This is a genomic window from Haliea sp. (assembly GCF_041395985.1).
Lineage (GTDB): Bacteria > Pseudomonadota > Gammaproteobacteria > Pseudomonadales > Halieaceae > Haliea.
In genome coordinates this window covers 100,001-121,017 of sequence record NZ_JAWKZJ010000002.1, presented here as the reverse complement: position 1 = coordinate 121,017, position 21,017 = coordinate 100,001, and the positions used below count along the sequence as shown (strand labels likewise).

Here is a 21,017-nt window from a genome sequence, read left to right as displayed (position 1 = left end):
TCAATGAGCAGGATTTTTTAGAAAATAGCGGATGTTAGCCGCCAGTTAGGCGAATTTTTCCCATTTCCGGGAGATGGCGACACAGAAGCCCGCGAAATAGGCGAGATGGCTGAAGTTGCGCGAAAACAGCCATATTTCCGGCAAACCGCGAGGATATCAGCGGGATCTAGCCTTTATCTGCCGAAATACTCTCCAGCGAGCTGATAACCCCGTTGCGTGTCAGTACCTGGGGCAGGAGCACGGGTGCCGCCGCGGGGTCGGCTGGATACAGCACATACAGGGGAATACCGGAGCGGCCGTGGCTGCGCAGGTAGTTGGCGATATCGGCATCATAGTTGGTCCAGTCTGCCACCAGGAAGGCGACATTGTGTGCCCGGAACGCAGCCTGCACCGCCTCGGTGTAGAGCACGCCCTGCTCGTTGGCGATGCAGGTGATGCACCAGTCTGCGGTGACATCGACGAAAACCGGGCGACCCGAACGGCGCAGCTCCTCCACTCGTTCCTCTGACCAGGCCGATGCGTCACCGACCCCGATTGCGACTGTGTCCGGGCCTGTGGGTATGCGCCAGAGTCCCAGCGCCAGTGCCCCCGCCAGGCTGGCGAGCGCGAGTACCCTGCGTGCCGTCCGGCCAGACGAGGTGTCTCCCTGCCACAACCACAGTGCCAGCGCCAGTAGCAGGCCACCGCTGAGGGCGGCCGCCATGGTATCCACGCTGGTCTGGCGTCCGGCAACCCACAGTAACCAGATGGCTGTGGCGTAGAGCGGAAAGGCCAGCAGTTGCTTCAGGGTTTCCATCCAGACACCGGGCCGCGGCAGCCAGTCACGGGCCCGGCTGCTGTAGCTCAGCAGTAACATTGGCGCTGCCATACCCGCCCCGAGGGCAAAGAAGATGGCAAGTGACACCAGCGCGGGCTGGGTCAACGCGAAACCCAGTGCAGTGCCCATGAACGGCGCCGTGCAGGGACTGGCCACGACCACCGCCAGTACACCCGTAAAGAAGCTGCCCGCCGATCCCTGGCGCTCGGCCAGGCTGCCGCCCAGGTTCATCACGCTGCTGCCGAGCTGTACCATACCGGACAGCGAGAGCCCCATGGCCAGAAACAGGTAGGCGAGCGCAATGACAAAGCCCGGGGATTGCAGCTGGAACCCCCAGCCCACCGCTTGCCCCGCGGTCTGCAGGGCGATCAGTACGCCGGCAACAGCCAGGAAGCTGGCGATAACCCCCAGGGTGTACAGCCAGCCGTGGTGCAGGCGTTCATGTCGACCGGTATTGGCAAACCCGAGGACCTTCAGCGAGAGCACAGGGAATACACAGGGCATCAGGTTCAAGATGGCGCCACCGAAGAACGCCAGCAGCAGCATGTAGGGCAGGGTCGACAGGCCTGCACCGGCGGCAGGCAGGCTGGCAGTCGCGGCGACCGGTGCCTGGGCGACCGGGTTGGCCTGGCCCGTACCGAAGTCTATGTCAAAGACTTCGGTGCGCGGCGGGTAGCATAGCCCGGCGTCCGCGCAGCCCTGTGACTGCACGCTGAGGCGGGCAAAGCCGGGCGGTTCCCGGACCTGCAGCAGTACTTCAACCTCGTTGTAGTAAACCTGCACATCGCCGAAGAATTCGTCACTGCGCGCCAGCCCGGGTGGCACCTCGGCGCTGACCTGCAGGGACTCACCGCCGCGCTCGAGACGGAAATCGAAGGCGTGCTGGTAGAGGTAGTAGCCCTCCGCGATTCGCCAGTAAAGCCTTACGCGGCCATCGTCCGTGGGCTCCACAGCAAGCTGGTACGCCTCTTCCACCGGCAGGAAATCGGGTTGTGCGAACGGGTTCGACCCCGATGTGCCGGTGGGAAACTGGGCCAGCACCAGGCTGCTGTACAACCAGAGCAGGCTGGCAAGCACGAAACGCATGAGCAATCCTTGTAGGGTAACGGCTTGTGCCGCGTCGCGATTGTAGCAGCCTGCGGCGGGCGGCCCAACGAAATGGCGCCAACCGGCGCTGCGCGCAAGTGTTATAATCTGAGCCTTCTATATCGTGATAGTTTCATTGCAGGAGAGAAAAAGGGTGAGCCAAAAGAGTTATCGTTCTGCGCTGTTTCTGGCTGTGCTCGCACTGCCGCTGGCTCAGACTGCGGCCGCTCAGGTGGTGCTCGAGGGGGCCTGGGTGCGCGCACTGCCGCCGACCCAGACGCGTACCGCGGCCTATCTGACGGTGCGTAACGCCGGCGCTGAAGCGGTTGTCATCAGCGGCGCCAGCACGCCCATCGCCGGGCGCGTGGAGCTGCACGAAACCCTGCAGAGCGAGGGCATGATGCGCATGGAAGAACAGTCTGAGGTTCGGGTGCCGGCTGGCGCTGCGGTGTCCTTCGCTCCCGGCGGTTTGCACCTTATGCTGCTGGACCTGGACACCATGCCAGCAGTGGGCGATGCGGTGGAGCTGTGCCTGACGATCGACGGCGCGCCGCTGTGCACCACGGCGGAGACCCGTCGTGATGCTGCCCCCGCAGCCCATCACGACCACCAGCACCACTGACGGCCTTTGCGCCAGGGAGTGAACAACCATGACAGAATTGCAGGATCGCATCGCCAACTGGCGTGATAGCGCGCTGCCCGGTGGCGTCTGGGCGCGGCGTCTGGGTGGCACAGTGCTGGTGTACCTGCTGTTGGCCGTGCTCGTGGGTGCCTACTGGAGCCTGACGCCCGCGCCCTTCGATGTCGCGGAGCGTGCTAGCAGCTATTCCACGCGAACGGGCGGCCAGGTCGCCGTGGGTTCCACCACCACGGCAGCCTTGATCGGCGCCGTGGAAACCCTGCTGGAGAAGCCCGGTGGCTACCTCAGTAACGATGTGGCCCCGCCCGGGCTCTGGCTGGACAACCTCCCCAACTGGGAGTTTGGGGTCTTGATACAGTCCCGTGATCTGGCACGCGCCCTGCGCGAGGTCTTCAGTCGCTCGCAATCCCAGTCGCGGGAAGACCCGGACCTGGCACTTGCGGAGCCGCAGCTCAACTTCAATTCCGACAGCTGGATCCTGCCGACAACCGAGGCCCAGTACCGGGATGGCGTGAACCACCTGCACAGCTATCTCGCGCGCCTGGAAGATGATAACGACAGCGATGCCCAGTTCTACGCCCGTGCTGACAACCTCCGCTACTGGCTGGCGACCGTGAGTTCCCGCCTGGGCAGCCTGTCCCAGCGGCTGAGCGCCAGCGTGGGGCAGCGTCGCCTGAATACGGATCTGGCGGGCGACGGCAGTGCGCGGCAGTCAACACCGGCCCCGGCCGAGATGCTGGTCAGCACCCCCTGGCTGGAGATCGACGACGTGTTTTTTGAAGCACGTGGTACCGCGTGGGCGCTGATTCATTTCCTGAAAGCGGTCGAAGTGGACTTCGCGGACGTACTGGCCAACAAGAACGCGCAGGTCAGCGTGCAGCAGATTATTCGCGAGTTGGAAGCCACCCAGGACGTGGTGTGGAGCCCCATGATTCTCAACGGCAGTGGCTTCGGCCTGCTGGCCAACCACTCGCTGGTCATGGCGTCCTACATCAGCCGCGCCAATACGGCCATGATCGACCTGCGCGATTTGCTCGCCCAGGGCTAGCGGGGTACTACTTGCGGTCGTAGCGCAGCCGGGTACCGGTATCCAGCGAGAGCCGGATCTCGTCCGCGCTGATGGCCTCGGGGAAGTAGGTCCCCGACAGTTTGGCGTCGAGCAGGCTGGCGCCTTCCAGGTTGGTTTCGCGGAAGTCGATACCACTGAGATCCGCATTGCGGAAATAGGAGTTACTGAAATCGAGGCCGCGCGCATTCATGTTGCGCAGGTCTCGGCCGCGGTAATCGCCACTGCGCAGTTCGCCCGTGTCCAGTACATCGCGCTGTTCGTTGAAGCCTTTGATATCTTCATTGCGCAGCAGCTGGTAGAGCGGGTCTTGCTTGATTTCAGGTTTGCTCATTGTGATCTTCCAGGGAGGCGGGCATGGTCCGGTCGGTGTTATGTCCGTTAGCTTAAGGCACCTGCAGCGATATGCCTAGCACGTCGGCGCCGGAGTCGGTGGAACTGGCTGGTTTTCTGCTCACACGGCAGTGGCGTGAGAGCCAGGGTGGCATTGTCGTTGAGCTCTGGTTTGCCACAGCGCGCGGTCCCGTGCAGGTGGAGATCGAGGGTGAGCGTGCGGTGTTCTTTCTCGCCGCTCCGGAGGCGGAGCAGCAGCGTGCACTACTGGCGCTGCAGGCCGGCGTGGAGCTCAAGCCACTGAGTCTGCGCAATTTCGCCATGCAGCCCGTGGTGGGTGTCTACAGTACCGGCTACCGGCAGTCCCGAGCGCTCGCTGACCGCCTGCTGGAGCGCGGCGCGGACCCGCTGGAGGCGGACATCAATCCGGCCGATCGTTACCTGATGGAGCGGTTCATCACCGGGGGCGCCCAACTGGCGGGTCAACTGGAGCAGCGAACGGGTCACGGCTATATGCGCAACCCACAGCTGCGTCCCGCGGCACTGCGTCCGCAATTGACCATGGCCTCTTTCGACATTGAAACGGCCATGGAAGGCCTGCAGCTGTATTCGATTGCCGTGCACGTGACACCTGCAGCAGGGGATTCCGCCGGCCAGCAGTTGCGACGCGTTTTCATGCTGGGCGCCTGCGACGCCGGGGAGCAGGTTGAAGCGCTGCCCACGCAACGCGCGGTGCTGGAACGTTTCCTTGACTTCATTGCCGAGGTCGATCCGGATGTGCTGGTTGGCTGGAATGTAGTGAATTTTGATACCTGGTACCTGCAGCGACTGGCGGATGCCCTGGGTGTACCACTGCGTCTGGGTCGCGCCGGCACCACAGTACACTGGCGCACACTGGATGAGGACGGAGAGCGGCGCACCGCGCGACTGACGGGGCGCCTGCTGATTGATGGCATTGAACTGCTGCGCGCTGCCTTCTACCGCTTCGAAAGCTTCGCTCTGGATGCCGTGGCGCACGAGTTGCTCGGTACCGGCAAGCTGCTTAAGGGTGCCGGGCGCGGCGAAGAAATCGGCCGCCTGTTCCAGGAGGACAAGGCACGGTTGGCGGCGTACAACCTGCGCGACTGTGAGCTGGTGTCGGATATTTTCGCCCACACGGGGTTGCTCGACTTCGCCGTCGCGCGCACTGTCATGACGGGGCTCAACCCGGACCGGCTCGGGGGCTCCGTTGCCTCATTCGACAACCTGTACCTGCCCCGGCTGCACCGCGCTGGCTTTGTTGCACCCAACCCGCAGCGCGATCAGGAGCCGAGTCCGGGCGGCGTCGTGCTGGATTCGCGTCCTGGCCTTTACCGGCACGTGCTGGTGCTCGACTTCAAGAGTCTGTATCCCAGTATCATTCGCACCTTCTGTATCGATCCGCTGGGCCTCGCCCTGGGCCTTGCCGATGCCCGGCAGGGGGCATCGGTGCCGGGCTTTGCCGGCGCTCGCTTTGCGCGCCGCGGGCACATTCTGCCGGCCCTCATTGAGACGCTCTGGCGGCGGCGGGACGCGGCCAAGCAGGCGCAGGATGCACCGCTCTCGCAAGCGATCAAGATCATCATGAATTCGTTCTATGGGGTGCTCGGCAGCCCGGGGTGTCGCTTCTTCGACGCTCGTTTGGCCAGCAGTATCACTCGCCGCGGGCATGAGATATTGCTGCGTACCCGGGAGCGCATTGAGTCCCTGGGCCATCAGGTGATCTACGGCGACACGGATTCCGTGTTCGTGTGGATTGCTGATGCCGCCGATGACGCAGCGGCGGAGGCCGCGGGGCGTATCCTGCAGCGCGATCTCAACCGCTGGTGGCAGCAACAGCTGCGCGACGAGTTCGCCCTGGACTGTGTCCTGGAATTGGAATTCGAAACGCATTACCGGCGGTTCCTCATGCCCACCATTCGCGGCTCGGAGAAAGGCTCAAAGAAGCGCTACGCCGGCCTGGTGGGGACGGGGGCAGCCGAGCATGTGGTGTTCAAGGGCCTGGAGAATGTGCGCACGGACTGGACCAGGCTCGCACGCGACTGTCAGCAGGAACTGTACCGGCGCGTATTTCTCGACCAGCCCTGGGACCTGTGGCTGCAACAGCTGGTAGCGGCGGTGCTGGCAGGTGAGCACGATGGGGATCTGGTGTACCGCAAGCGGCTGCGCCGTCGCCTGATGGATTATGAGCGCAATGTGCCGCCCCATGTGCAAGCCGCGCGTCGCTATGCCGACCACGGCCTGTCGCCTCCGGCGCGGGGCGACTGGGTGGAATACGTGATGACGACCTCGGGACCCGAGCCGGCCGCCGCTCCCCGGGCGCCGCTCGATTACGGGCATTATCTGGAGCGGCAGCTGGCGCCGGTGGTGGACGGCATACTCGGTTTTCTCGACACGTCCTTTGCGGCGGTTACCGGGCGCCAGATGGACCTGTTCTAAACCTGCCGGGCAGCCGCATGTCGCAGCGACGTTCAGTCGCCGAAAAACTCCGCGCGCAGGGCGGGGTAGTCGGCTGCGGGGAGTCGTGGTCCGTAGTTGGCAACCACGCGTCCCGCGGCAAGGCTGGCGAAACGGCCGGCGGTGGCGTAGTCCTCGCCGCGGCCGATGGCATAGAGGAATGCGCCCGCAAACATGTCGCCGGCGCCGTTGCTGTCCACCGCCTGTACCCGGTGTGGGGGGATTTCGTTCAGGGTGACGCCATCCCAGGCGAGTGCGCCAGCGGCGCCGCAGGTCACGACAAAGCGGCGCGCAATCGGTTTCAGACGTTCCATGGCGGTGTTCAGGTCGTCGGTGTCGCCCCAGCAGAGGGCCTCGTCCCGGTTGCAGAACACCAGGTCCACCTGCGTGCCGATCATGGCCTGTAGGCCTTCGCGGAAGAACTCCACCATGCCCGGGTCGGAAAAGCTCAGTACCGTCTTCACACCCGCGGCTTCGGCCAGCTCCCGGGCGCGAATGGCGGCTGCACGCCCCGTGTCCGAGGTGACCAGATACCCCTCGATATACAGGTACTCTGAGTCGGCCAGTGCGGCAGGATTGAGCTCGTGTACGGACAGCGTTTCACTGATGCCGAGGAAGGTGTTCATACTGCGTTCGGCATCGGGCGAAATCAGCACCAGGCATTTGCCGGTAGTGCCCTGCGGCCGTTGCGCCATATTGTGCGCCACACCCGCCTGCTCGAGGTCCCTGACGTAGATGGCGCCGTCGGCATCGTCGGCGACCTTGCAGGTCATGTAGGTCGGCACGCCGAACTGGGCGGCAGCGATCATCGAATTGCCGGCGCTGCCACCGCTGGCGTGACTGGCCTTTACCAGGTGACCTTGCAGCAGGCCAAGCAGCTCAGCCTGACGGGCCTCATCCACCAGTGTCATCAGGCCCTTGTCGACCCCCATGGTGGTCAGTTCAGCGTCCTGCACCTGGATTTCGGTGTCGACCAGGGCTGCACCCATGCCGTAGATCGTGTATTTCTTCATCTGCCTGTGGCTCCCTCCAGTTCAGGCGGCTATTATCCCGATCCCCCAGTCAAATGAAAGCGGGTGTGCGCTACACTCCCCCCATGGCCAGAACCCGTCGCCCATTCCTGAAGCTGTTTCTAGCGGCCTGCGCTGCAGGCCTGCTGGTGGTTGTGTACCTCGACGTGCGGATTACGTCGACATTCACCGACAAGATGTGGGAGTTGCCGGCCAAGGTGTATGCCCGGCCACTGGAACTGTTCGCCGGTGCCGCCCTGTCGGCCGATGACCTCGCCTGGGAGCTGGAGGTGCTGGGCTATCGCAAGCAGGCTGCGGCGCGGCGCCCCGGTGAGGTGTCCCGCGCGGGGAATCGTTTCGACCTGTATACCCGGGGCTTCAGCTTCCCCGGGGAGCGCGAGCCGCCGCGGCTGGTGCGGCTGGAAGTGCAGGGCGATCGCGTGGCCGTGTTGCGCGACGCCCAGGGCACCATCGATCTGATGCGGCTGGATCCGGTACAGATCGGCGGCATTTATCCACACCACGGTGAAGACCGCATTCTGGTGCGGCTGGAAGATGTGCCCGAGAGCCTGCGCGCAACGCTGCTGGCCGTAGAGGACCAGCGCTTCTATGACCACTGGGGATTCTCGCTGACCGGTATTGCCCGTGCGGCGCTCAGCAACCTGCGCTCCGGGCAGGTGGTGGCAGGTGGCAGCACCATTACCCAACAGCTGGTGAAGAACTATTACCTGACGCCGGAGCGCACCATCGTGCGCAAGCTCACCGAAGTGGTGATGGCGGTGCTGCTGGAGCTCCACTTCAGCAAGGAGCAGATCCTCGAAAGCTATCTCAATGAGGTGTACCTTGGGCAAGAGGGGCCGCGCGCCATTCACGGGTTTGCCCTGGCCTCGCTGCACTACTTCGACCGGCCGCTGCAGCAATTGGGTTTGCACCAGCAGGCGCTGTTGGTGGGCATGATCAAGGGGCCTTCCCTGTACAATCCGCTGCGCAATCCCGAGCGCGCCCGATCCCGACGCAATGTCGTGCTGGATGTCATGGTCGAGCAGGGATTGGTGTCGAGAGAGCAGGCGACCGTCGCTCAGGGCATGCCGCTCGATCTCAACAACCGCGACGGCATTCGCGACAGCTTCCCCGCCTTTCTCGACCTGGTGCGGCGGCAGTTGCGCCTCGAGTATCGGGATGAAGACCTGACCACGCTTGGCCTCAGCATTTTTACCAGTTTTGACCCCCTGCTGCAGCGGCAGATGGAGCGCAGCAGCACGGCGATTCTGAAGCAGGTCGACGGCACCGGTAAACTGGAAACGGCCTCGGTGGTCACCCGTTTCGACAGCGGCGAAGTGGCGGCGCTGGTGGGTGGTCGGCAGGTACGCTATGCCGGTTTCAACCGGGCGCTCGACGCCCGTCGACCCGCCGGTTCCCTGCTCAAGCCGGCTGTTTACCTCGCGGCGCTGGAACAGCCGCGTCGCTATACGCTGGCCACACCCCTGGCGGATACCCCGCTGCGGGTGCCCGGGCCAAACGGGGACGTCTGGGAGCCCCGCAATTTTGACCGGCAGGCCCATGGGCAGGTACTGCTGCATCGCGCGCTGGCGAATTCCTATAACCTGGCCACCGCCCGCCTGGGCCTGGATCTCGGCATCGACCGGGTTGCCGACATGCTGCGCCGGCTGGGCGTGGAGGGTGACATCCCGGAGGTGCCGGCGCTCACACTCGGCGCTGGGGAATACTCACCCATGGACATGGCAGCGATGTACCAGACCATCGCCGCGGGTGGCTTCCGCATGCCGTTGCGCAGTATTCGCGAGATTGTCGATGCAGACGGGGAGCCGCTGCGCCGCTACCCACTGGAATACGATCGTACCGTCAGCCTGCAGGCAATGCACCTGCTGCATTATGCGCTGCGCGAGGTCCTGCGCGAGGGAACAGGGCGGGGTGCCTATGCGTATCTCGACAACAGCTTCCAGGCGGCGGGCAAGACCGGCACAACCAACGAGGGGCGTGACTCCTGGTTTGCCGGTTTCTCCGGCGACCTGCTGGCGGTCACCTGGGTCGGTCGCGACGACAACAGCGCGACCGGGCTCACCGGCAGTACGGGCGCCCTGAAGATCTGGTCCCACTTCATGGCCAACGCGAGCCAGCGTTCACTGGGGTACCGCATGCCTGAAGACATGCAGCCCCAATGGATAGACAGCGCCACCGGTTATGTGACCGGCGAGGGCTGCCCCGGCGCCCGTTTGATGCCCTTCGTGATCGGGTCCGAGCCACGCCAGCGCAGCCAGTGCAGCGGTGGCAGCAAGAGCAGCACCATCCGCGACTGGTTCCAGTCACTCTTCGGGGGGAATTCCTGATGCCCATCGCCACCCGGCTGCCACGCAGCGCCCTGCCAGTGCTGCTGCTGGCGCTATCCGGTTGCACCATCTACTCGCCCCCGCAGGGACCTGCGCCGATCGAAACACGCCCCGAACCCGGCGTGGTGACCCAGCAGAAGCAGCCGCCTGTCGCGCCCCAGCCCCCGCCCGCCAGGGAGCCCAACGCCGTGGCCGCGTACAGCGGCCTGGTGAGTAAAGCGCGCGCCGCCAGCGCGCAGGGCGACTACAATGGCGCCCTGTCCTTGCTGGAACGCGCCCAGCGCATCGACCCGGATAGCGCTGAAATCTACCTTGAGCTGGCGCGAACCTACGCCGCCCAGGGGCAAATGGAACAGGCGCGCGCCACTGCGGCCCGCGGCACCCTGTACTGCAGGAGCCAGAGCGAGTGCGAGGCTCTGCGCGCCCTGGCGCGCTAGGCGTTTTCGCAGACTACGCGAAAGCCGTCTGCAGCGGGCTCGAAGCGCAGCTGCTGATTGATGCAGTCCGGTATATCGCCCGCCGAGTGGCTGACAAAGATGATCTGTGTGTCGCTGTGACGCGCAATGTGATCAATGGCCTGCAGCAACCGCCTCCGGTGATTGCCATCCAGACCCAGGGTCGGTTCATCCAGCAGCAGGATCAGCGGCGATTTCACCATCGCCCTGGCCAGCAGGACCATCCGCTGTAGTCCGAAGGACAGGGTGTCGTAGCTCTGCATCGCCAGTTCGCCGACGCCGAGTGCATCCAGCCAGGCCTCTGCGGCGCGGCGCTGTACGTCGCCCCAGTTGTCAAACAGCCCGACGCTGTCGAAAAAACCGGACACCACGACCTCGACCACCTTCATGGAACGCGCGAAGTTCAGCTGCAGCTGGGTGTCCAGCTGACCGTACTTCTGTTTGATGTCCCAGATGCTCTCGCCGCTGCCACGCTTGCGACCGAACAGGGTGATGTCCTGTCCGTAGGCTTTGTGGTTGTCCCCGGTGATCAGGCTGAGCAGGGTGGTCTTGCCGCAGCCGTTGGGTCCGGATACACAGCAGTGCTGGTGGCGGTCGAAGCGCCAGTTGAGATGTTGCAGCACGGTCAGGTCGCCATAGCGCACCGCCACATCGTGCAGCTCCAGCAGCGGGCCGTCGGGCAGATGGTAGGGGCGTGGCGCCGGCGGTGGCAGTTCGCAAAGCGGTGGGAGGGGAGGCGCCATCAGGCGCAGCACGTCGTCGCGCGCGAGGACCTCGGCGGGGCTGCCCTGGCAGACAACGCGCCCTTCATCGAGCACGAGAACCCGGTGTACGCCCGCTGGAATGTCCTCCAGCTGGCGACAGAGGATGATCAGGTTCCGCCGCCCTTGCAACAGGCTTCCCAGGGCATCATTCATCGCCTGCTGACTGGCGTGATCCAGGCCGTCCAGGGGGTTGTCGAGAATCAGCAGCGCGGGGTTGCTGAGCAGCGCACGTACCAGCAGCGTCTTGCGCATTTCACCGGTGGAGATGTAGCGCAGGCCGCGGTCGAGGATATGCTCCATGCCCAATCGGCTGACCCACGCGAGAAAGTGCTCGTCGGCCTCCTGCCCTGCGAGTATCGCGTCCCGAACCCGCGTACCGGGGTCGGCCGCATCGGCGCGGTACTCGGAGTCATCCAGTTTGCGGTCGCGAGCGCACAGCGCCTGCGCCTGTTCGAAACACACGTAGGCGACACCGCTGGTCAGCAGCGGTTCCGAGCTGTGGTAGTCGCCCGAAAAGTGAGTGGTCTGGTGACTCAGTATGCGTGCCAGGCTGGTTTTGCCACTGCCGTTGGGCCCAACGCAGGCCCAGTGCTGACCGGCAGGCACGCTCCAGTTGAGCTGCCTCAGTGCCGGGCGAGCACGGTATACAAGGTTGATATCGCGCAGTTCAAACAGGGTCTGTGTCGCGGTCATGCGGTTATCCTGGTAGGAGGCGGCTTGTCATGTTCTACCCTGGCTGGCTTAATCACATGCCAGTCTGCAGGAATCCGCCGGTGTCTGTCTCTCTGCTGCACATGATCGAAAGCCGCCTGGCCGCGCATCGGCCCGCGCGGCCCTGGTTGCGGCCGTTGATGAAACGCTCCGCGGTAGCGTTAGTCTTGCAGGTACGAGAGGGCGAGCTGCACATTCTAATGATCAAGCGCGCAGAAAGGGAGGGGGATCCCTGGTCTGGGCATATGGCATTCCCCGGTGGCCGCATGGATCCAGGTGATGCCCATGGCTACGCAGTTGCGCTGCGCGAAACGCGGGAGGAGGTGGGGCTTGACCTCGCGCGCCAGGGTCGCTGCATTGGCCGTCTGTCCGACCTTAACGCGCGACCGCACCGCGGAACCTTCGGCATGGCGGTCAGCCCCTTTGTCTTTCGTGTGGATCGCAGCTTGCATTTCCAGCTCAATTACGAAGTCGCCGAAGTGGTCTGGGTGCCGCTGGAGTTTCTGCTCGACAATGCCAATCGCGACACGATGCGCTGGCAGCGCAACCGCATCACCCTGAACATGCCCTGCTATCACTTCGGCAAATACCGCATCTGGGGCCTGTCGCTGGCGATGCTGGATGAACTCATGGACCTGATCGAGGGTGGCAGTCAGCGACGTCGCAGCTGGCGCAGGCGCTAGCCCGGGCCTGTTACTGTGCCTCGCGCAGGAACTCGCTGGTATCCAGCATCAGCTCACGCAGGGCGGGGTCCTCGCGACTGGCCTGCCGCAACGCCTCCCGGCTGATGTCGCCGCGAACATAGGCGGCAAGGAGGTCCAGCAACACGGGCGTCATTTTGGGCTCGCGCTCCCAGCGCGGCGCATCGACCAGGTTACCCGTGACCCGGTCATCATGGCGTTGCAACCAGTAGCCACCGCAGCTGGACAGGTAATAGTCGCCGAGCCTGCCGTAGCTGATATTCGGCGTCATCGGGTCGAAGCCGCCGGGTACCTGTTCGGTGATGCGGTAGAGTGCCATCACCCAGCGGCTGTTGGCGGAAAACTCGGTGGCGTCCGGGCGGCAGTAGTCGCGTGCCTGCAGCCACAACCTGATGCTCTGGTTGTACTCGCGCCCGCGCAGGATGCTGTCGACGGCAAGGTCGACCGAATTACCCTTACCGCCGGTGACGGTAACGGCAGCGACGAGGTCCGCCCGGTCCTGCACGTCGGCAAAACTCCCTTCCCAGAGACACAGGCAGGATGCTTCCGGTGTACTGTTCTCGGCCGTTTCGTCGTCTGCCTTGCCCGGGTCGGCGAAGGTGAGGGTGGCGAGCAGGGAAAGCGTGATGCTGGCCAGCACTGCGTAGCGTCTCACGACAGCCCGCCTAGTCCTGCAGGGCGCGTGCCGCCTGCAGCGCGAAGTAGGTCAGTATGCCGTCACAGCCGGCGCGCTTGAAGGCCAGCAGTGACTCCAGCATCACCGGCTCCTGTGCCAGCCAACCTTGCTGGAAGGCCGCCATGTGCATGGCATATTCGCCGCTCACCTGGTAAGCGAAGGTGGGGGCCTGCAACTCCGTCTTCACGCGGCGCACGATATCGAGGTAGGGCATGCCCGGCTTCACCATGATCATGTCAGCGCCTTCGGCGAGGTCGAGGGCGCACTCGTGCAGCGCTTCATCGCTGTTGCCCGGATCCATCTGGTAACTGTACTTGTTGCCGCCCTTGATGTTGCCCGCGGAACCCACGGCATCCCGGAAGGGACCGTAATACGCCGATGCGTATTTTGCGGCGTAGGCCATGATCAGGGTGTTGGGGTGGCTGTGCTGCTCGAGCATGTTGCGAATCGCTCCGACGCGCCCGTCCATCATGTCAGAAGGTGCCACGATGTCGGCACCGGCTTCGGCGTGAGACAGCGCCTGCTGTACCAGTGCTTCGGTGGTAACGTCGTTGAGTACGTAACCGCTGTCGTCAATGATGCCGTCCTGCCCGTGCGTGGTATAGGGGTCCAGCGCCACGTCTGTGATAAGCCCCAGCTCCGGTACTGCGTCCTTCAGCGCCTTTACGGTGCGCTGGACCAGCCCGTCCGGGTTCCAGGCCTCCTCGGCCCGCAGGCTTTTGCGCTCTGCCGGTATCACGGGGAATATGGCGAGGGCGGGTATGCCAAGATCATGGGCCTCGCGCGCGAGATCTGTCAGCAGGTCGACACTGAGCCGTTCAATCCCCGGCATGGACGCCACGCTTTCCCGCTGCTGACGACCCTCCAGTACAAACACCGGATAAATCAGGTCGGCTGGGCTGAGCGCATGTTCACGCACCAGCCTGCGGGAGAAGGCGTGCGCGCGCAAGCGGCGCATGCGGGTCTGTGGAAAGGGGCCACGAGAACTCTGGAACATGGGCGCGTTTCTCCGTTCAGAGGCTGGCAAATGCGCTGCGCGCTGCCGCCACGGTCTGCTCGATGTCATCGTCGGTATGGGCTGCCGATGTGAACCCTGCCTCGTAAGATGCCGGGGCAAGGTAGACGCCAGCATCCAGCATCAGGTGGAAAAAGCGGTTGAAGGCTGCGCTGTCACAGGCCATGACCTGCTGGTAGTTGCTGACGTGGTCAGCATCGGTGAAGAATCCGCCGAACATGGTACCGGCGTGATTGGTGGTAAACGGCACCCCGGCGCTGGCAGCCGCCTGTTCGAGTCCCTCACAGAGCGCGGTGGTGCGGGCAAACACCGTTTCATAGAATCCCGGCGCGGAAATCACCTCCAGGGTCGCGAGGCCTGCGGCCATGGCGATGGGATTACCCGAGAGCGTGCCGGCCTGATACACCGGCCCCAGCGGTGCAATGTGCTCCATGATATCGCGCTTGCCACCGAAGGCGCCTACCGGCATGCCGCCACCGATGACTTTGCCCAGGCAGGTGAGGTCTGCCTCAATGCCGTAAAAACCCTGTGCGCCCTGCAGGCCGAAGCGGAAACCGGTCATGACTTCATCGAGTATCAGCAGGCTACCGTGTGCGCTGCATACCTCGCGCAGCGTTTCCAGAAAGCCCGGTTGCGGGGGGATGCAGTTCATGTTGCCCGCGACCGGTTCGACGATGACACAGGCGATCGCGTCGCCGTGCTCGGCAAAGGCGCGGCGGAGGCCCTCGCTGTCGTTGTAGGTCAGTGTCATGGTGTGATCTGCCAGCGCCGCCGGTACGCCTGGTGAGCTCGGCACACCGAGGGTCAGCGCTCCGGAGCCGGCCTTGACCAGCAGGGAGTCAGAGTGCCCGTGGTAGCAGCCCTCGAACTTCACGATGGTGTCACGCCCGGTGAAACCGCGAGCCAGCCGTATGGCGCTCATGGTGGCTTCGGTTCCGGAGTTGACCATGCGCACCATATCCATGCCTGGCATGATTTCGCAGATCCGGTCGGCGAGGCGAATTTCCAGTTCCGTCGGGGTGCCGAAGCTCAACCCCTTCGCCGCCTGGCTGATCACGGCTTCGCGCACATGGGGATGGTTGTGGCCCATGAGCATGGGGCCCCAGGAGAGCACGTAGTCGATATAGCGCTTGCCCTCACAGTCGTAAAGGTAGGCGCCGTTTGCGCTGTCGATGAATACCGGCGTGCCGCCCACGGCCTTGAACGCGCGTACGGGAGAATTCACGCCGCCGGGTATATGGTGCAGGGCGCGCTCGAAGAGTTGCTGTGATGTACTCATGAAGTGGGTTCCTGGTCCGGTTTCGCGCTGTACTGTGTGGCGAGGCTGCGGATTATCACGTTTCGCGCGCAGTATAGCCAACCCTGCCCGGCTTCCGTCAAAGCGGTCTCACCACCGCCAGAACGATGATTGCGAAAAGAAACAACACGGGAATTTCGTTGAAGAACCGGTAAAACACGTGGCCGTGTCGGTTGCTGTCGGCGTTCGCCTCGCGCACATAGCGGCCGCATTGCAGGTGATACAGGACCAGGCCGACGACCCCCGCCAGCTTCACCCACAGCCACACGCTGGCCAGGTAGTAGCCCGGGTTGCTGGCGACCAGCGCCAGCCCGAAGGCAATCGTCAGGAACATGAACGGGGTGACAAAGCGGTACAGCTTGCGCGCCATGACGGCCAGCTGCGCGCGCGTCGCGGCATCCTGACTGGCGGCAAAGTACACCAGAATGCGCGGCAGGTAGAACAGGCCGGCAAACCAGCACACCATGAAAATCAGATGAAACGCTTTTAGCCAGAGCATGCAGGTGCAATCCGTCGGTCGCTGTGGGGTGACGGGCGAATATTAACAGTTATCTGCACTGAATTTGCTCTTATACTACGATGTTCGCGGGCGGCCTGCGATCGGGCGGCCTGCGTTCAGGCGGCCTGCGATCAGGCGGCCTGTGCTCAGGCAGATGTTGTGTTGTGGTCTTGGGAGGGTGAATGATCAGGGCAGGTATTGTGGGCGGCACGGGTTACACCGGGGTCGAGTTGTTGCGGCTTTTGGCGTCTCATGCAGATGTCGAGGTGGTCGCGATCACCTCCCGTGCCGAGGCGGGGCGTCGGGTGGATGAGCTCTACCCCAACCTGCGCGGTATCTATGACCTCGCGTTCGAAGAGCCGGACGTGGCCTTGCTGGCGGGTTGCGATGTCGTGTTCTTTGCCACACCCCATAACGTAGCGATGCATATGGTGCCGGACCTGCTCGCCGCGGGTACGCGCATTATCGACTTGTCGGCGGATTACCGGATTCGCGATGCCGAACTCTGGTCACGCTGGTATGGCGAGCCACACGCCAGCCCCGAACTGCTGGCGCAAGCCGTGTATGGCCTGCCCGAATTGCACAGGGAAAAGATTCGCGACGCACAGCTGCTGGCCTGCCCGGGCTGTTACCCCACGGCGATCCAGCTGGGCTGGTTGCCGCTGCTGGCGGCGAGCAAGGTCGACCCCGCAAGCCTGATTGCCAGTGCCGCCTCGGGCGCCAGCGGCGCAGGACGCCAGGCAAAAGTCGATAACCTGCTGAGCGAAGTGGCGGGTAGCTTCAAAGCCTATGGCGTAGGCGGCCACCGCCACCTGCCGGAGATAGAGCAGGGTCTGACGGAGGTTGCGGCGGGCCCGGTGTCGGTCACTTTCGTGCCGCACCTGCTGCCCATGGTGCGCGGTATACACGCGACGCTCTTCGCGCGGCTGCAGGAGCCCGCCGCCGATCTGCAGGCCCTGTTTGAAGCGTACTATGCCACGGAGCCCTTCGTCGACGTGTTGCCGCCGGGCGTGTTCCCGCAAACGCGCACCGTGAAGGGAGCCAACCGCTGTCAGCTCGCCATCAGCGTGCCCCAGGGCCGCGACACCGTGGTGGTGATGTCGACTATCGACAATCTGGTGAAGGGTGCGTCCGGGCAGGCACTGCAGTGCATGAATATCATGTTCGGACTGCAGGAAACCCGTGGCCTTGAGCAGGTGGGTCTGTTGCCTTGAGGCGCCTGTGAGCAGCGGCGCGGAGCGCTACCGCACAGTTGTACGGCGCTACCATGTCCGGCACCATCAGTTCGTGGTGCTGGGGTTGGCGCTCGCAGCATCCCTGGTGCTTCTCGTGGGCTTTTTGCTGGGCCGCCAGGCGGCGTTCAGCGGTTCCGGTATCGACCCTGTAAAATACCGCGAGCAGGGCAGGGCAATGCGCGCTGCGCTGGCGGAGAACGCCGAGTTGAATCGGCAGGTGGGTGTACTGGCTGCGCGACACGAGGTGGACCGCGCTGCGCTGGAGCTGGTGCGTCAGGAACTGGCTGAGCAAAAGGAACTGATTGCCGGGCTGGAAGAGGGTGTGCGTTTTTACCGCAGCCTGATGACGCCGGGGGAAATCGCCCAGGGGTTCAGCTTGCGTGCCATAGAGCTGGTGCCGCGCGACGAGCCCGGGCGCTACGGATTTCGCATTGTGGCGCAGCAGGAGGCGCGCAAGCACAGCACCCTGCAGGGCGAGTTGTATGCCGAGATTACCGGCCAGGAAGCAGGCAAGGTCCGCAGCTACCCGCTGTTTGACCTGAGTCCCGACATCGAGCATCGCCTGCTACCCTTGCGGTTCCGCTATTTTCAGTCGATTGAAGGTGACCTGGTGTTGCCTGAAGGCTTCGAGCCTCAGGCCATCAGCGTTGTGGCAACGGTCAAGGCGCCGCGCAAGGCAGAAGTGCGCGAGCAGTACCCGTGGCAGGTTCAGGAGAGATTTACGCATGTTGGGAAATAAGCGCGGCACATCGGCGGTCGCTGGCGGCACAACCCTGATCTCACGTGAGACGCGGATCATCGGTAACGTGCACTTCAGTGGCAACCTGGAGATCGAGGGTGAAGTGGTCGGGGACGTGCTTGCAGCCCCGGGGAGCGACGCTATGGTGCGTCTGGTCGAAGCCGGCTCCATCCAGGGTGAGATCCACGCGCCGAGGGTTATGATCAATGGCTCCGTGGAGGGCGCCGTGCATGCCACGAGCCACCTGGAACTGGCGCCCCGGGCCCGGGTCGCGGGGGATGTCCACTACCACATCATCGAAATGGCCGCCGGTGCCGAAGTAAATGGCCGCCTGTTGCACTGCATGGAGACGGCTGCGGACCCGGATGACGCTGGCAGCAACGCTGCGGCGTTGCAGGCACCCGCGGCTAAAGTTGACTAAAATAGTCGGACTTACCATAATGGTGCACTGGAAATCATTGCGGGGAAACGCGATACCCCGGAGAAAGGTATGTCGGTAGCCGAAGCATTCAATCCCGCCGGGATCAATCTGACCGCCCGCGCCGTCAACAAGGTGCGAGAGCTGGTAGAAGAAGAGGAGAATCCCTCGCTCAAGCTGCGCGTCTATATTACCGGCGGCGGCTGCTCGGGCTTTCAATACGGTTTTACCTTTGAGGACACCAGTGCGGAAGACGACACCGTGATTGAGCGGGAGGGCGTTGCCGTTCTGGTGGACCCCATGAGTTTCCAGTATCTCGTCGGGTCGGAGGTGGACTACACAGAAGGCCTCGAGGGCGCTCGCTTTGTGATCAACAACCCGAATGCCACGACCACTTGTGGCTGCGGAGCGTCGTTCTCTATCTAGCTGAAAGCCGCGTTGCGCCGGCACCCGAGCGCGTGGCCCCCGGGTAAATGCCCCCCAGTACCCGAGCACCTGCTGCGCCGGTGACTTCAGCGGCGCTGCCGTTCAGGTTGTTCAGCGTTCGCCATGCCAACCAGGCAAAGGCAGCACCTTCCACCCATTCCGGTGCCAGGCCCAGTTCCGCGGTGGTGGTGAGCCGCGCTGGCGCCAGTCGTTGGTAGAGGCGGCGCATCAGGTCTGTGTTGTAGGCGCCGCCCCCGCAGACGTAGATCTCGTCCACGGGCACGGCGCTTCCGAGAATACTGTCGGCGATGCATTGTGCCGTGAAGTCGGCGAGTGTCGCCTGCACATCCTGTGGATTCAGGTTTGTCAGCCCGGCAAGGCAGCGAGTCAGCCAGTTCAGATGGAAGGTTTCCTTGCCGGTACTGCGCGCGCCCTGCTGCGCCAGAAACGGGTGCTGTTGCATGCGCGCCAGCAGCTGCGGGTCGACGGCCCCTTCCGCTGCCCACGCGCCATCACGATCGTAGCGCTCCCCCCGGTGGTGGTGTACCCACTGATCCAGCAGCGTGTTTCCCGGACCGGTGTCAAAACCGGTGAGCAGCGTTTCGCCAACCAGCAGGCTGACGTTGGCGATACCGCCGATATTGACCACAGCGCGGTTCACGCCGGCTCTGGCAAATGCTGCCGCGTGGAAGGCAGGTGCCAGCGGGGCACCTTCTCCGCCGGCGGCCACATCCCGGCGCCGAAAGTCGGCCACGGTGGTGATGCCGGTGCGCTCTGCAATGGTACTGGGGTCGCCAATCTGTAGCGTGTAGGCGATGGCATTGCCTCCAGAGGGTGGGCGGTGGCGGATCGTCTGGCCGTGACTGCCAATCACGAACACATCGGACGCCGGTACACCGGCATGGTCCAGCAGTGCCGTGCAGGCATCGGCAAACAGCTCGCCCAGCTGGCGGTCCAGTACGCCCATGCGCTCAATTTCGTTGTTACCCGGCTGGCTGATGTCGGCGATGGCCTGGCGCAGACCGGGGGGGATGGGGTGTTCCAGCGTGGCCTGCAGTTCGTGGCCGTGGTGCGAGATGTGGGCCAGGACCGCATCGACGCTGTCGATGCTGGTCCCGGACATGAGCCCTATGCAGAGTGCGCCGCCAGACACCTCAGGGCGCGGGCGAAGCGCTACGGTCGTTGCTGCGCATGGCTAGGCGGCGGTCTTCCTGCAGGCCCGCCAGCTGCTGAGAGGAATCCGCGATGGCGCTGCGGAACGCCGGCAGTTCTGCCGCCGCCAGTGTTTTCGCCTTAGGTAATTCACGGTGCACTTTGCGTGGGTCCCGGTGCTGCCCGTCGATCAGGAACTCGTAGTGAAGGTGTGGTCCGGTGGCTGCCCCGGTGGACCCCACGGAACCGATCACCTGCCCCTGTGTTACGCGCTGCCCCTGCTTCACCTTGCGCTGGTGGAGGTGCAGATAGCGCGTGACGTAGCGGTCGCCGTGCTGCAGGAAGAGGTAGTTCCCGTTGGCCCGCGTAAAGCCGGATTTGATGACTTTGCCATCGCCGGCCGCATACACCGGCGTGCCCGTTGGTGCAGCATAGTCGGTGCCGCGGTGGGGGCGCGTGGTCTTGTAGATCGGGTGCAGACGGCGCGGGTTGAAGTTGGAGCTGATACGGGTGAAATCGACAGGCGCGAGCAGGAAGGCCTTGCGCATGCTGATGCCGTCTTCGTTGTAGTAGGCTACGTGGCCATCACTGTCCTCAAACCGGAAGGCGTTGTATGTTTTTCCCCGGTTGGTGAAGGAGGCGGCGAGAATGGCCCCGTCCTGGTATTTCTCGCCGTCGAGCAGCACTTCTTCATAGATGACGTGGAAGGTGTCACCCTTGCGTGGGTCCTGCACGAAATCGATGACACCGCCGAAGATGTTGGCAAGTTCGATAATCAGGCCGCTGGAGAGGCCGGCGTCCTGACCGGCCATGAACAGCGAGGAAGTGATCTCCGCGCTCACCCAGGTTTCCTGTATGTCGGTCTGGCGGATTTCCCGCGCGGTCTCAAAACCCGCCGAGCCCCGTTGGTAGGTAACCGACTCCAGCGGGGAAATGACATGACGCACTGCCTGCAGGCCACCGTCTTCCGCCGTCAGGAACGCAATGGTCTGCCCCGGATAAATACGGGACAGTGCCTTGCCCTCCGGCGCTTCATTGACCACCTGGTGTACGTGCGACGAATTGAAACCCGCGCGTTTGAAAATGAGAGAGAGATTGTCGCCGCGGCGCACCGTCTCTTCATGCCATTCAGGCTGCGCCGGTGCGGCGGCGAG

Annotated in this window: 20 protein-coding genes (1 of these 20 cut by a window edge); 10 read left to right on the top strand and 10 right to left on the bottom strand. The window is 63.9% G+C overall.

Annotated features, from left to right (window positions below):
* Positions 1-166 precede the first annotated feature (166 nt).
* The gene (locus R3E49_RS04110) at positions 167-1,903 is read right to left on the bottom strand and encodes a protein-disulfide reductase DsbD family protein (RefSeq protein WP_371293888.1); all 1,737 of its coding nucleotides are present in this window, start codon (positions 1,901-1,903) and stop codon (positions 167-169) included.
* Positions 1,904-2,057: 154 nt separating this feature from the next.
* On the opposite strand from R3E49_RS04110, the gene R3E49_RS04105 reads away from it, so the two are divergent.
* Positions 2,058-2,525: a copper chaperone PCu(A)C gene (locus R3E49_RS04105; protein WP_371293887.1), complete on the top strand. Its 468-nt coding sequence runs from the start codon at positions 2,058-2,060 to the stop codon at positions 2,523-2,525.
* A gap of 28 nt (positions 2,526-2,553) precedes the next feature.
* The gene (locus tag R3E49_RS04100) at positions 2,554-3,591 is read left to right on the top strand and encodes a DUF2333 family protein (RefSeq protein ID WP_371293886.1); all 1,038 of its coding nucleotides are present in this window, start codon (positions 2,554-2,556) and stop codon (positions 3,589-3,591) included.
* Positions 3,592-3,598: 7 nt separating this feature from the next.
* Here the strand turns inward: R3E49_RS04100 and R3E49_RS04095 are convergent, their stop codons facing one another.
* Positions 3,599-3,943: a pentapeptide repeat-containing protein gene (locus R3E49_RS04095; protein WP_290741780.1), complete on the bottom strand. Its 345-nt coding sequence runs from the start codon at positions 3,941-3,943 to the stop codon at positions 3,599-3,601.
* Between the two features lie 71 nt (positions 3,944-4,014).
* On the opposite strand from R3E49_RS04095, the gene R3E49_RS04090 reads away from it, so the two are divergent.
* Complete coding sequence (locus R3E49_RS04090; protein ID WP_371293885.1) at positions 4,015-6,399, top strand: DNA polymerase II; 2,385 nt, start codon at positions 4,015-4,017, stop codon at positions 6,397-6,399.
* A gap of 32 nt (positions 6,400-6,431) precedes the next feature.
* Here R3E49_RS04090 and R3E49_RS04085 read toward each other — a convergent pair whose 3' ends face one another.
* On the bottom strand, positions 6,432-7,430 hold the full coding sequence (locus R3E49_RS04085) for an adenosine kinase (protein ID WP_371293884.1): 999 nt from the start codon (positions 7,428-7,430) through the stop codon (positions 6,432-6,434).
* A gap of 65 nt (positions 7,431-7,495) precedes the next feature.
* On the opposite strand from R3E49_RS04085, the gene mrcB reads away from it, so the two are divergent.
* Together mrcB and R3E49_RS04075 are read left to right on the top strand one after the other, a co-directional pair.
* Positions 7,496-9,775: a penicillin-binding protein 1B gene (mrcB, locus tag R3E49_RS04080; RefSeq protein ID WP_371293883.1), complete on the top strand. Its 2,280-nt coding sequence runs from the start codon at positions 7,496-7,498 to the stop codon at positions 9,773-9,775.
* Positions 9,775-10,212 carry a tetratricopeptide repeat protein gene (locus R3E49_RS04075; RefSeq protein WP_371293882.1) on the top strand — a complete coding sequence of 146 codons (438 nt, stop codon included), beginning with the start codon at positions 9,775-9,777 and terminating at the stop codon, positions 10,210-10,212. The genes mrcB and R3E49_RS04075 overlap by 1 nt, the downstream gene beginning before the upstream one ends.
* Here R3E49_RS04075 and R3E49_RS04070 read toward each other — a convergent pair.
* Positions 10,209-11,687, bottom strand: coding sequence for an ATP-binding cassette domain-containing protein (locus R3E49_RS04070; protein WP_371293881.1), 1,479 nt, complete (start codon positions 11,685-11,687; stop codon positions 10,209-10,211). The genes R3E49_RS04075 and R3E49_RS04070 overlap by 4 nt on opposite strands.
* A gap of 80 nt (positions 11,688-11,767) precedes the next feature.
* On the opposite strand from R3E49_RS04070, the gene R3E49_RS04065 reads away from it, so the two are divergent.
* Complete coding sequence (locus R3E49_RS04065; RefSeq protein ID WP_371293880.1) at positions 11,768-12,388, top strand: CoA pyrophosphatase; 621 nt, start codon at positions 11,768-11,770, stop codon at positions 12,386-12,388.
* Positions 12,389-12,398: 10 nt separating this feature from the next.
* Here R3E49_RS04065 and R3E49_RS04060 read toward each other — a convergent pair whose 3' ends face one another.
* The 4 genes from R3E49_RS04060 to R3E49_RS04045 all read right to left on the bottom strand — a co-directional run bounded on the left by R3E49_RS04060 (position 12,399) and on the right by R3E49_RS04045 (position 15,893).
* Positions 12,399-13,061 (bottom strand): delta-aminolevulinic acid dehydratase, encoded by a 663-nt coding sequence (locus tag R3E49_RS04060; protein ID WP_371293879.1) that lies wholly within the window; start codon positions 13,059-13,061, stop codon positions 12,399-12,401.
* A 10-nt stretch (positions 13,062-13,071) separates the two neighbouring features.
* Positions 13,072-14,079 carry a porphobilinogen synthase gene (gene hemB, locus R3E49_RS04055; RefSeq protein ID WP_371293878.1) on the bottom strand — a complete coding sequence of 336 codons (1,008 nt, stop codon included), beginning with the start codon at positions 14,077-14,079 and terminating at the stop codon, positions 13,072-13,074.
* A 16-nt stretch (positions 14,080-14,095) separates the two neighbouring features.
* Complete coding sequence (gene hemL, locus R3E49_RS04050; protein WP_371293877.1) at positions 14,096-15,376, bottom strand: glutamate-1-semialdehyde 2,1-aminomutase; 1,281 nt, start codon at positions 15,374-15,376, stop codon at positions 14,096-14,098.
* Positions 15,377-15,473: 97 nt separating this feature from the next.
* Positions 15,474-15,893: a CopD family protein gene (locus R3E49_RS04045; protein ID WP_371293876.1), complete on the bottom strand. Its 420-nt coding sequence runs from the start codon at positions 15,891-15,893 to the stop codon at positions 15,474-15,476.
* Positions 15,894-16,075: 182 nt separating this feature from the next.
* Between R3E49_RS04045 and argC the strand changes: the two genes are divergently transcribed.
* The 4 genes from argC to erpA all read left to right on the top strand — a co-directional run bounded on the left by argC (position 16,076) and on the right by erpA (position 18,711).
* Positions 16,076-17,107, top strand: a complete 1,032-nt coding sequence (argC, locus tag R3E49_RS04040; protein ID WP_371293875.1) for an N-acetyl-gamma-glutamyl-phosphate reductase — start codon at positions 16,076-16,078, stop codon at positions 17,105-17,107.
* Positions 17,082-17,867: a DUF6776 family protein gene (locus R3E49_RS04035; protein ID WP_371293874.1), complete on the top strand. Its 786-nt coding sequence runs from the start codon at positions 17,082-17,084 to the stop codon at positions 17,865-17,867. The genes argC and R3E49_RS04035 overlap by 26 nt, the downstream gene beginning before the upstream one ends.
* The gene (locus R3E49_RS04030) at positions 17,854-18,288 is read left to right on the top strand and encodes a polymer-forming cytoskeletal protein (protein WP_371293873.1); all 435 of its coding nucleotides are present in this window, start codon (positions 17,854-17,856) and stop codon (positions 18,286-18,288) included. The genes R3E49_RS04035 and R3E49_RS04030 overlap by 14 nt, the downstream gene beginning before the upstream one ends.
* A 69-nt stretch (positions 18,289-18,357) precedes the next feature.
* Positions 18,358-18,711, top strand: coding sequence for an iron-sulfur cluster insertion protein ErpA (gene erpA / locus R3E49_RS04025; protein WP_371293872.1), 354 nt, complete (start codon positions 18,358-18,360; stop codon positions 18,709-18,711).
* Here the strand turns inward: erpA and R3E49_RS04020 are convergent.
* Both R3E49_RS04020 and R3E49_RS04015 read right to left on the bottom strand, forming a co-directional pair.
* Positions 18,704-19,864 (bottom strand): anhydro-N-acetylmuramic acid kinase, encoded by a 1,161-nt coding sequence (locus tag R3E49_RS04020; protein ID WP_371293871.1) that lies wholly within the window; start codon positions 19,862-19,864, stop codon positions 18,704-18,706. The genes erpA and R3E49_RS04020 overlap by 8 nt on opposite strands.
* A 1-nt stretch (position 19,865) precedes the next feature.
* Positions 19,866-21,017, bottom strand: partial view of a peptidoglycan DD-metalloendopeptidase family protein gene (locus R3E49_RS04015; protein ID WP_371293870.1) — the 3' portion only. Its footprint extends 243 nt past the window's final position; the window shows 1,152 of its 1,395 coding nt (coding positions 244-1,395); the start codon falls outside the window, past its right edge; it ends in the stop codon at positions 19,866-19,868.

Excerpts from the sequence above, each read along its gene's own strand:
- R3E49_RS04110 (WP_371293888.1), bottom strand. The coding sequence starts at position 1,903 with ATGCGTTTCGTGCTTGCCAGCCTGCTCTGGTTGTACAGCAGCCTGGTG.
- argC (WP_371293875.1), top strand. The coding sequence starts at position 16,076 with ATGATCAGGGCAGGTATTGTGGGCGGCACGGGTTACACCGGGGTCGAG.
- erpA (WP_371293872.1), top strand. The coding sequence starts at position 18,358 with ATGTCGGTAGCCGAAGCATTCAATCCCGCCGGGATCAATCTGACCGCC.
- R3E49_RS04075 (WP_371293882.1), top strand. The coding sequence starts at position 9,775 with ATGCCCATCGCCACCCGGCTGCCACGCAGCGCCCTGCCAGTGCTGCTG.
- R3E49_RS04030 (WP_371293873.1), top strand. The coding sequence starts at position 17,854 with ATGTTGGGAAATAAGCGCGGCACATCGGCGGTCGCTGGCGGCACAACC.
- R3E49_RS04095 (WP_290741780.1), bottom strand. The coding sequence starts at position 3,943 with ATGAGCAAACCTGAAATCAAGCAAGACCCGCTCTACCAGCTGCTGCGC.
- R3E49_RS04090 (WP_371293885.1), top strand. The coding sequence starts at position 4,015 with ATGCCTAGCACGTCGGCGCCGGAGTCGGTGGAACTGGCTGGTTTTCTG.
- R3E49_RS04085 (WP_371293884.1), bottom strand. The coding sequence starts at position 7,430 with ATGAAGAAATACACGATCTACGGCATGGGTGCAGCCCTGGTCGACACC.
- R3E49_RS04100 (WP_371293886.1), top strand. The coding sequence starts at position 2,554 with ATGACAGAATTGCAGGATCGCATCGCCAACTGGCGTGATAGCGCGCTG.
- hemB (WP_371293878.1), bottom strand. The coding sequence starts at position 14,079 with ATGTTCCAGAGTTCTCGTGGCCCCTTTCCACAGACCCGCATGCGCCGC.
- R3E49_RS04070 (WP_371293881.1), bottom strand. The coding sequence starts at position 11,687 with ATGACCGCGACACAGACCCTGTTTGAACTGCGCGATATCAACCTTGTA.
- hemL (WP_371293877.1), bottom strand. The coding sequence starts at position 15,376 with ATGAGTACATCACAGCAACTCTTCGAGCGCGCCCTGCACCATATACCC.
- R3E49_RS04045 (WP_371293876.1), bottom strand. The coding sequence starts at position 15,893 with ATGCTCTGGCTAAAAGCGTTTCATCTGATTTTCATGGTGTGCTGGTTT.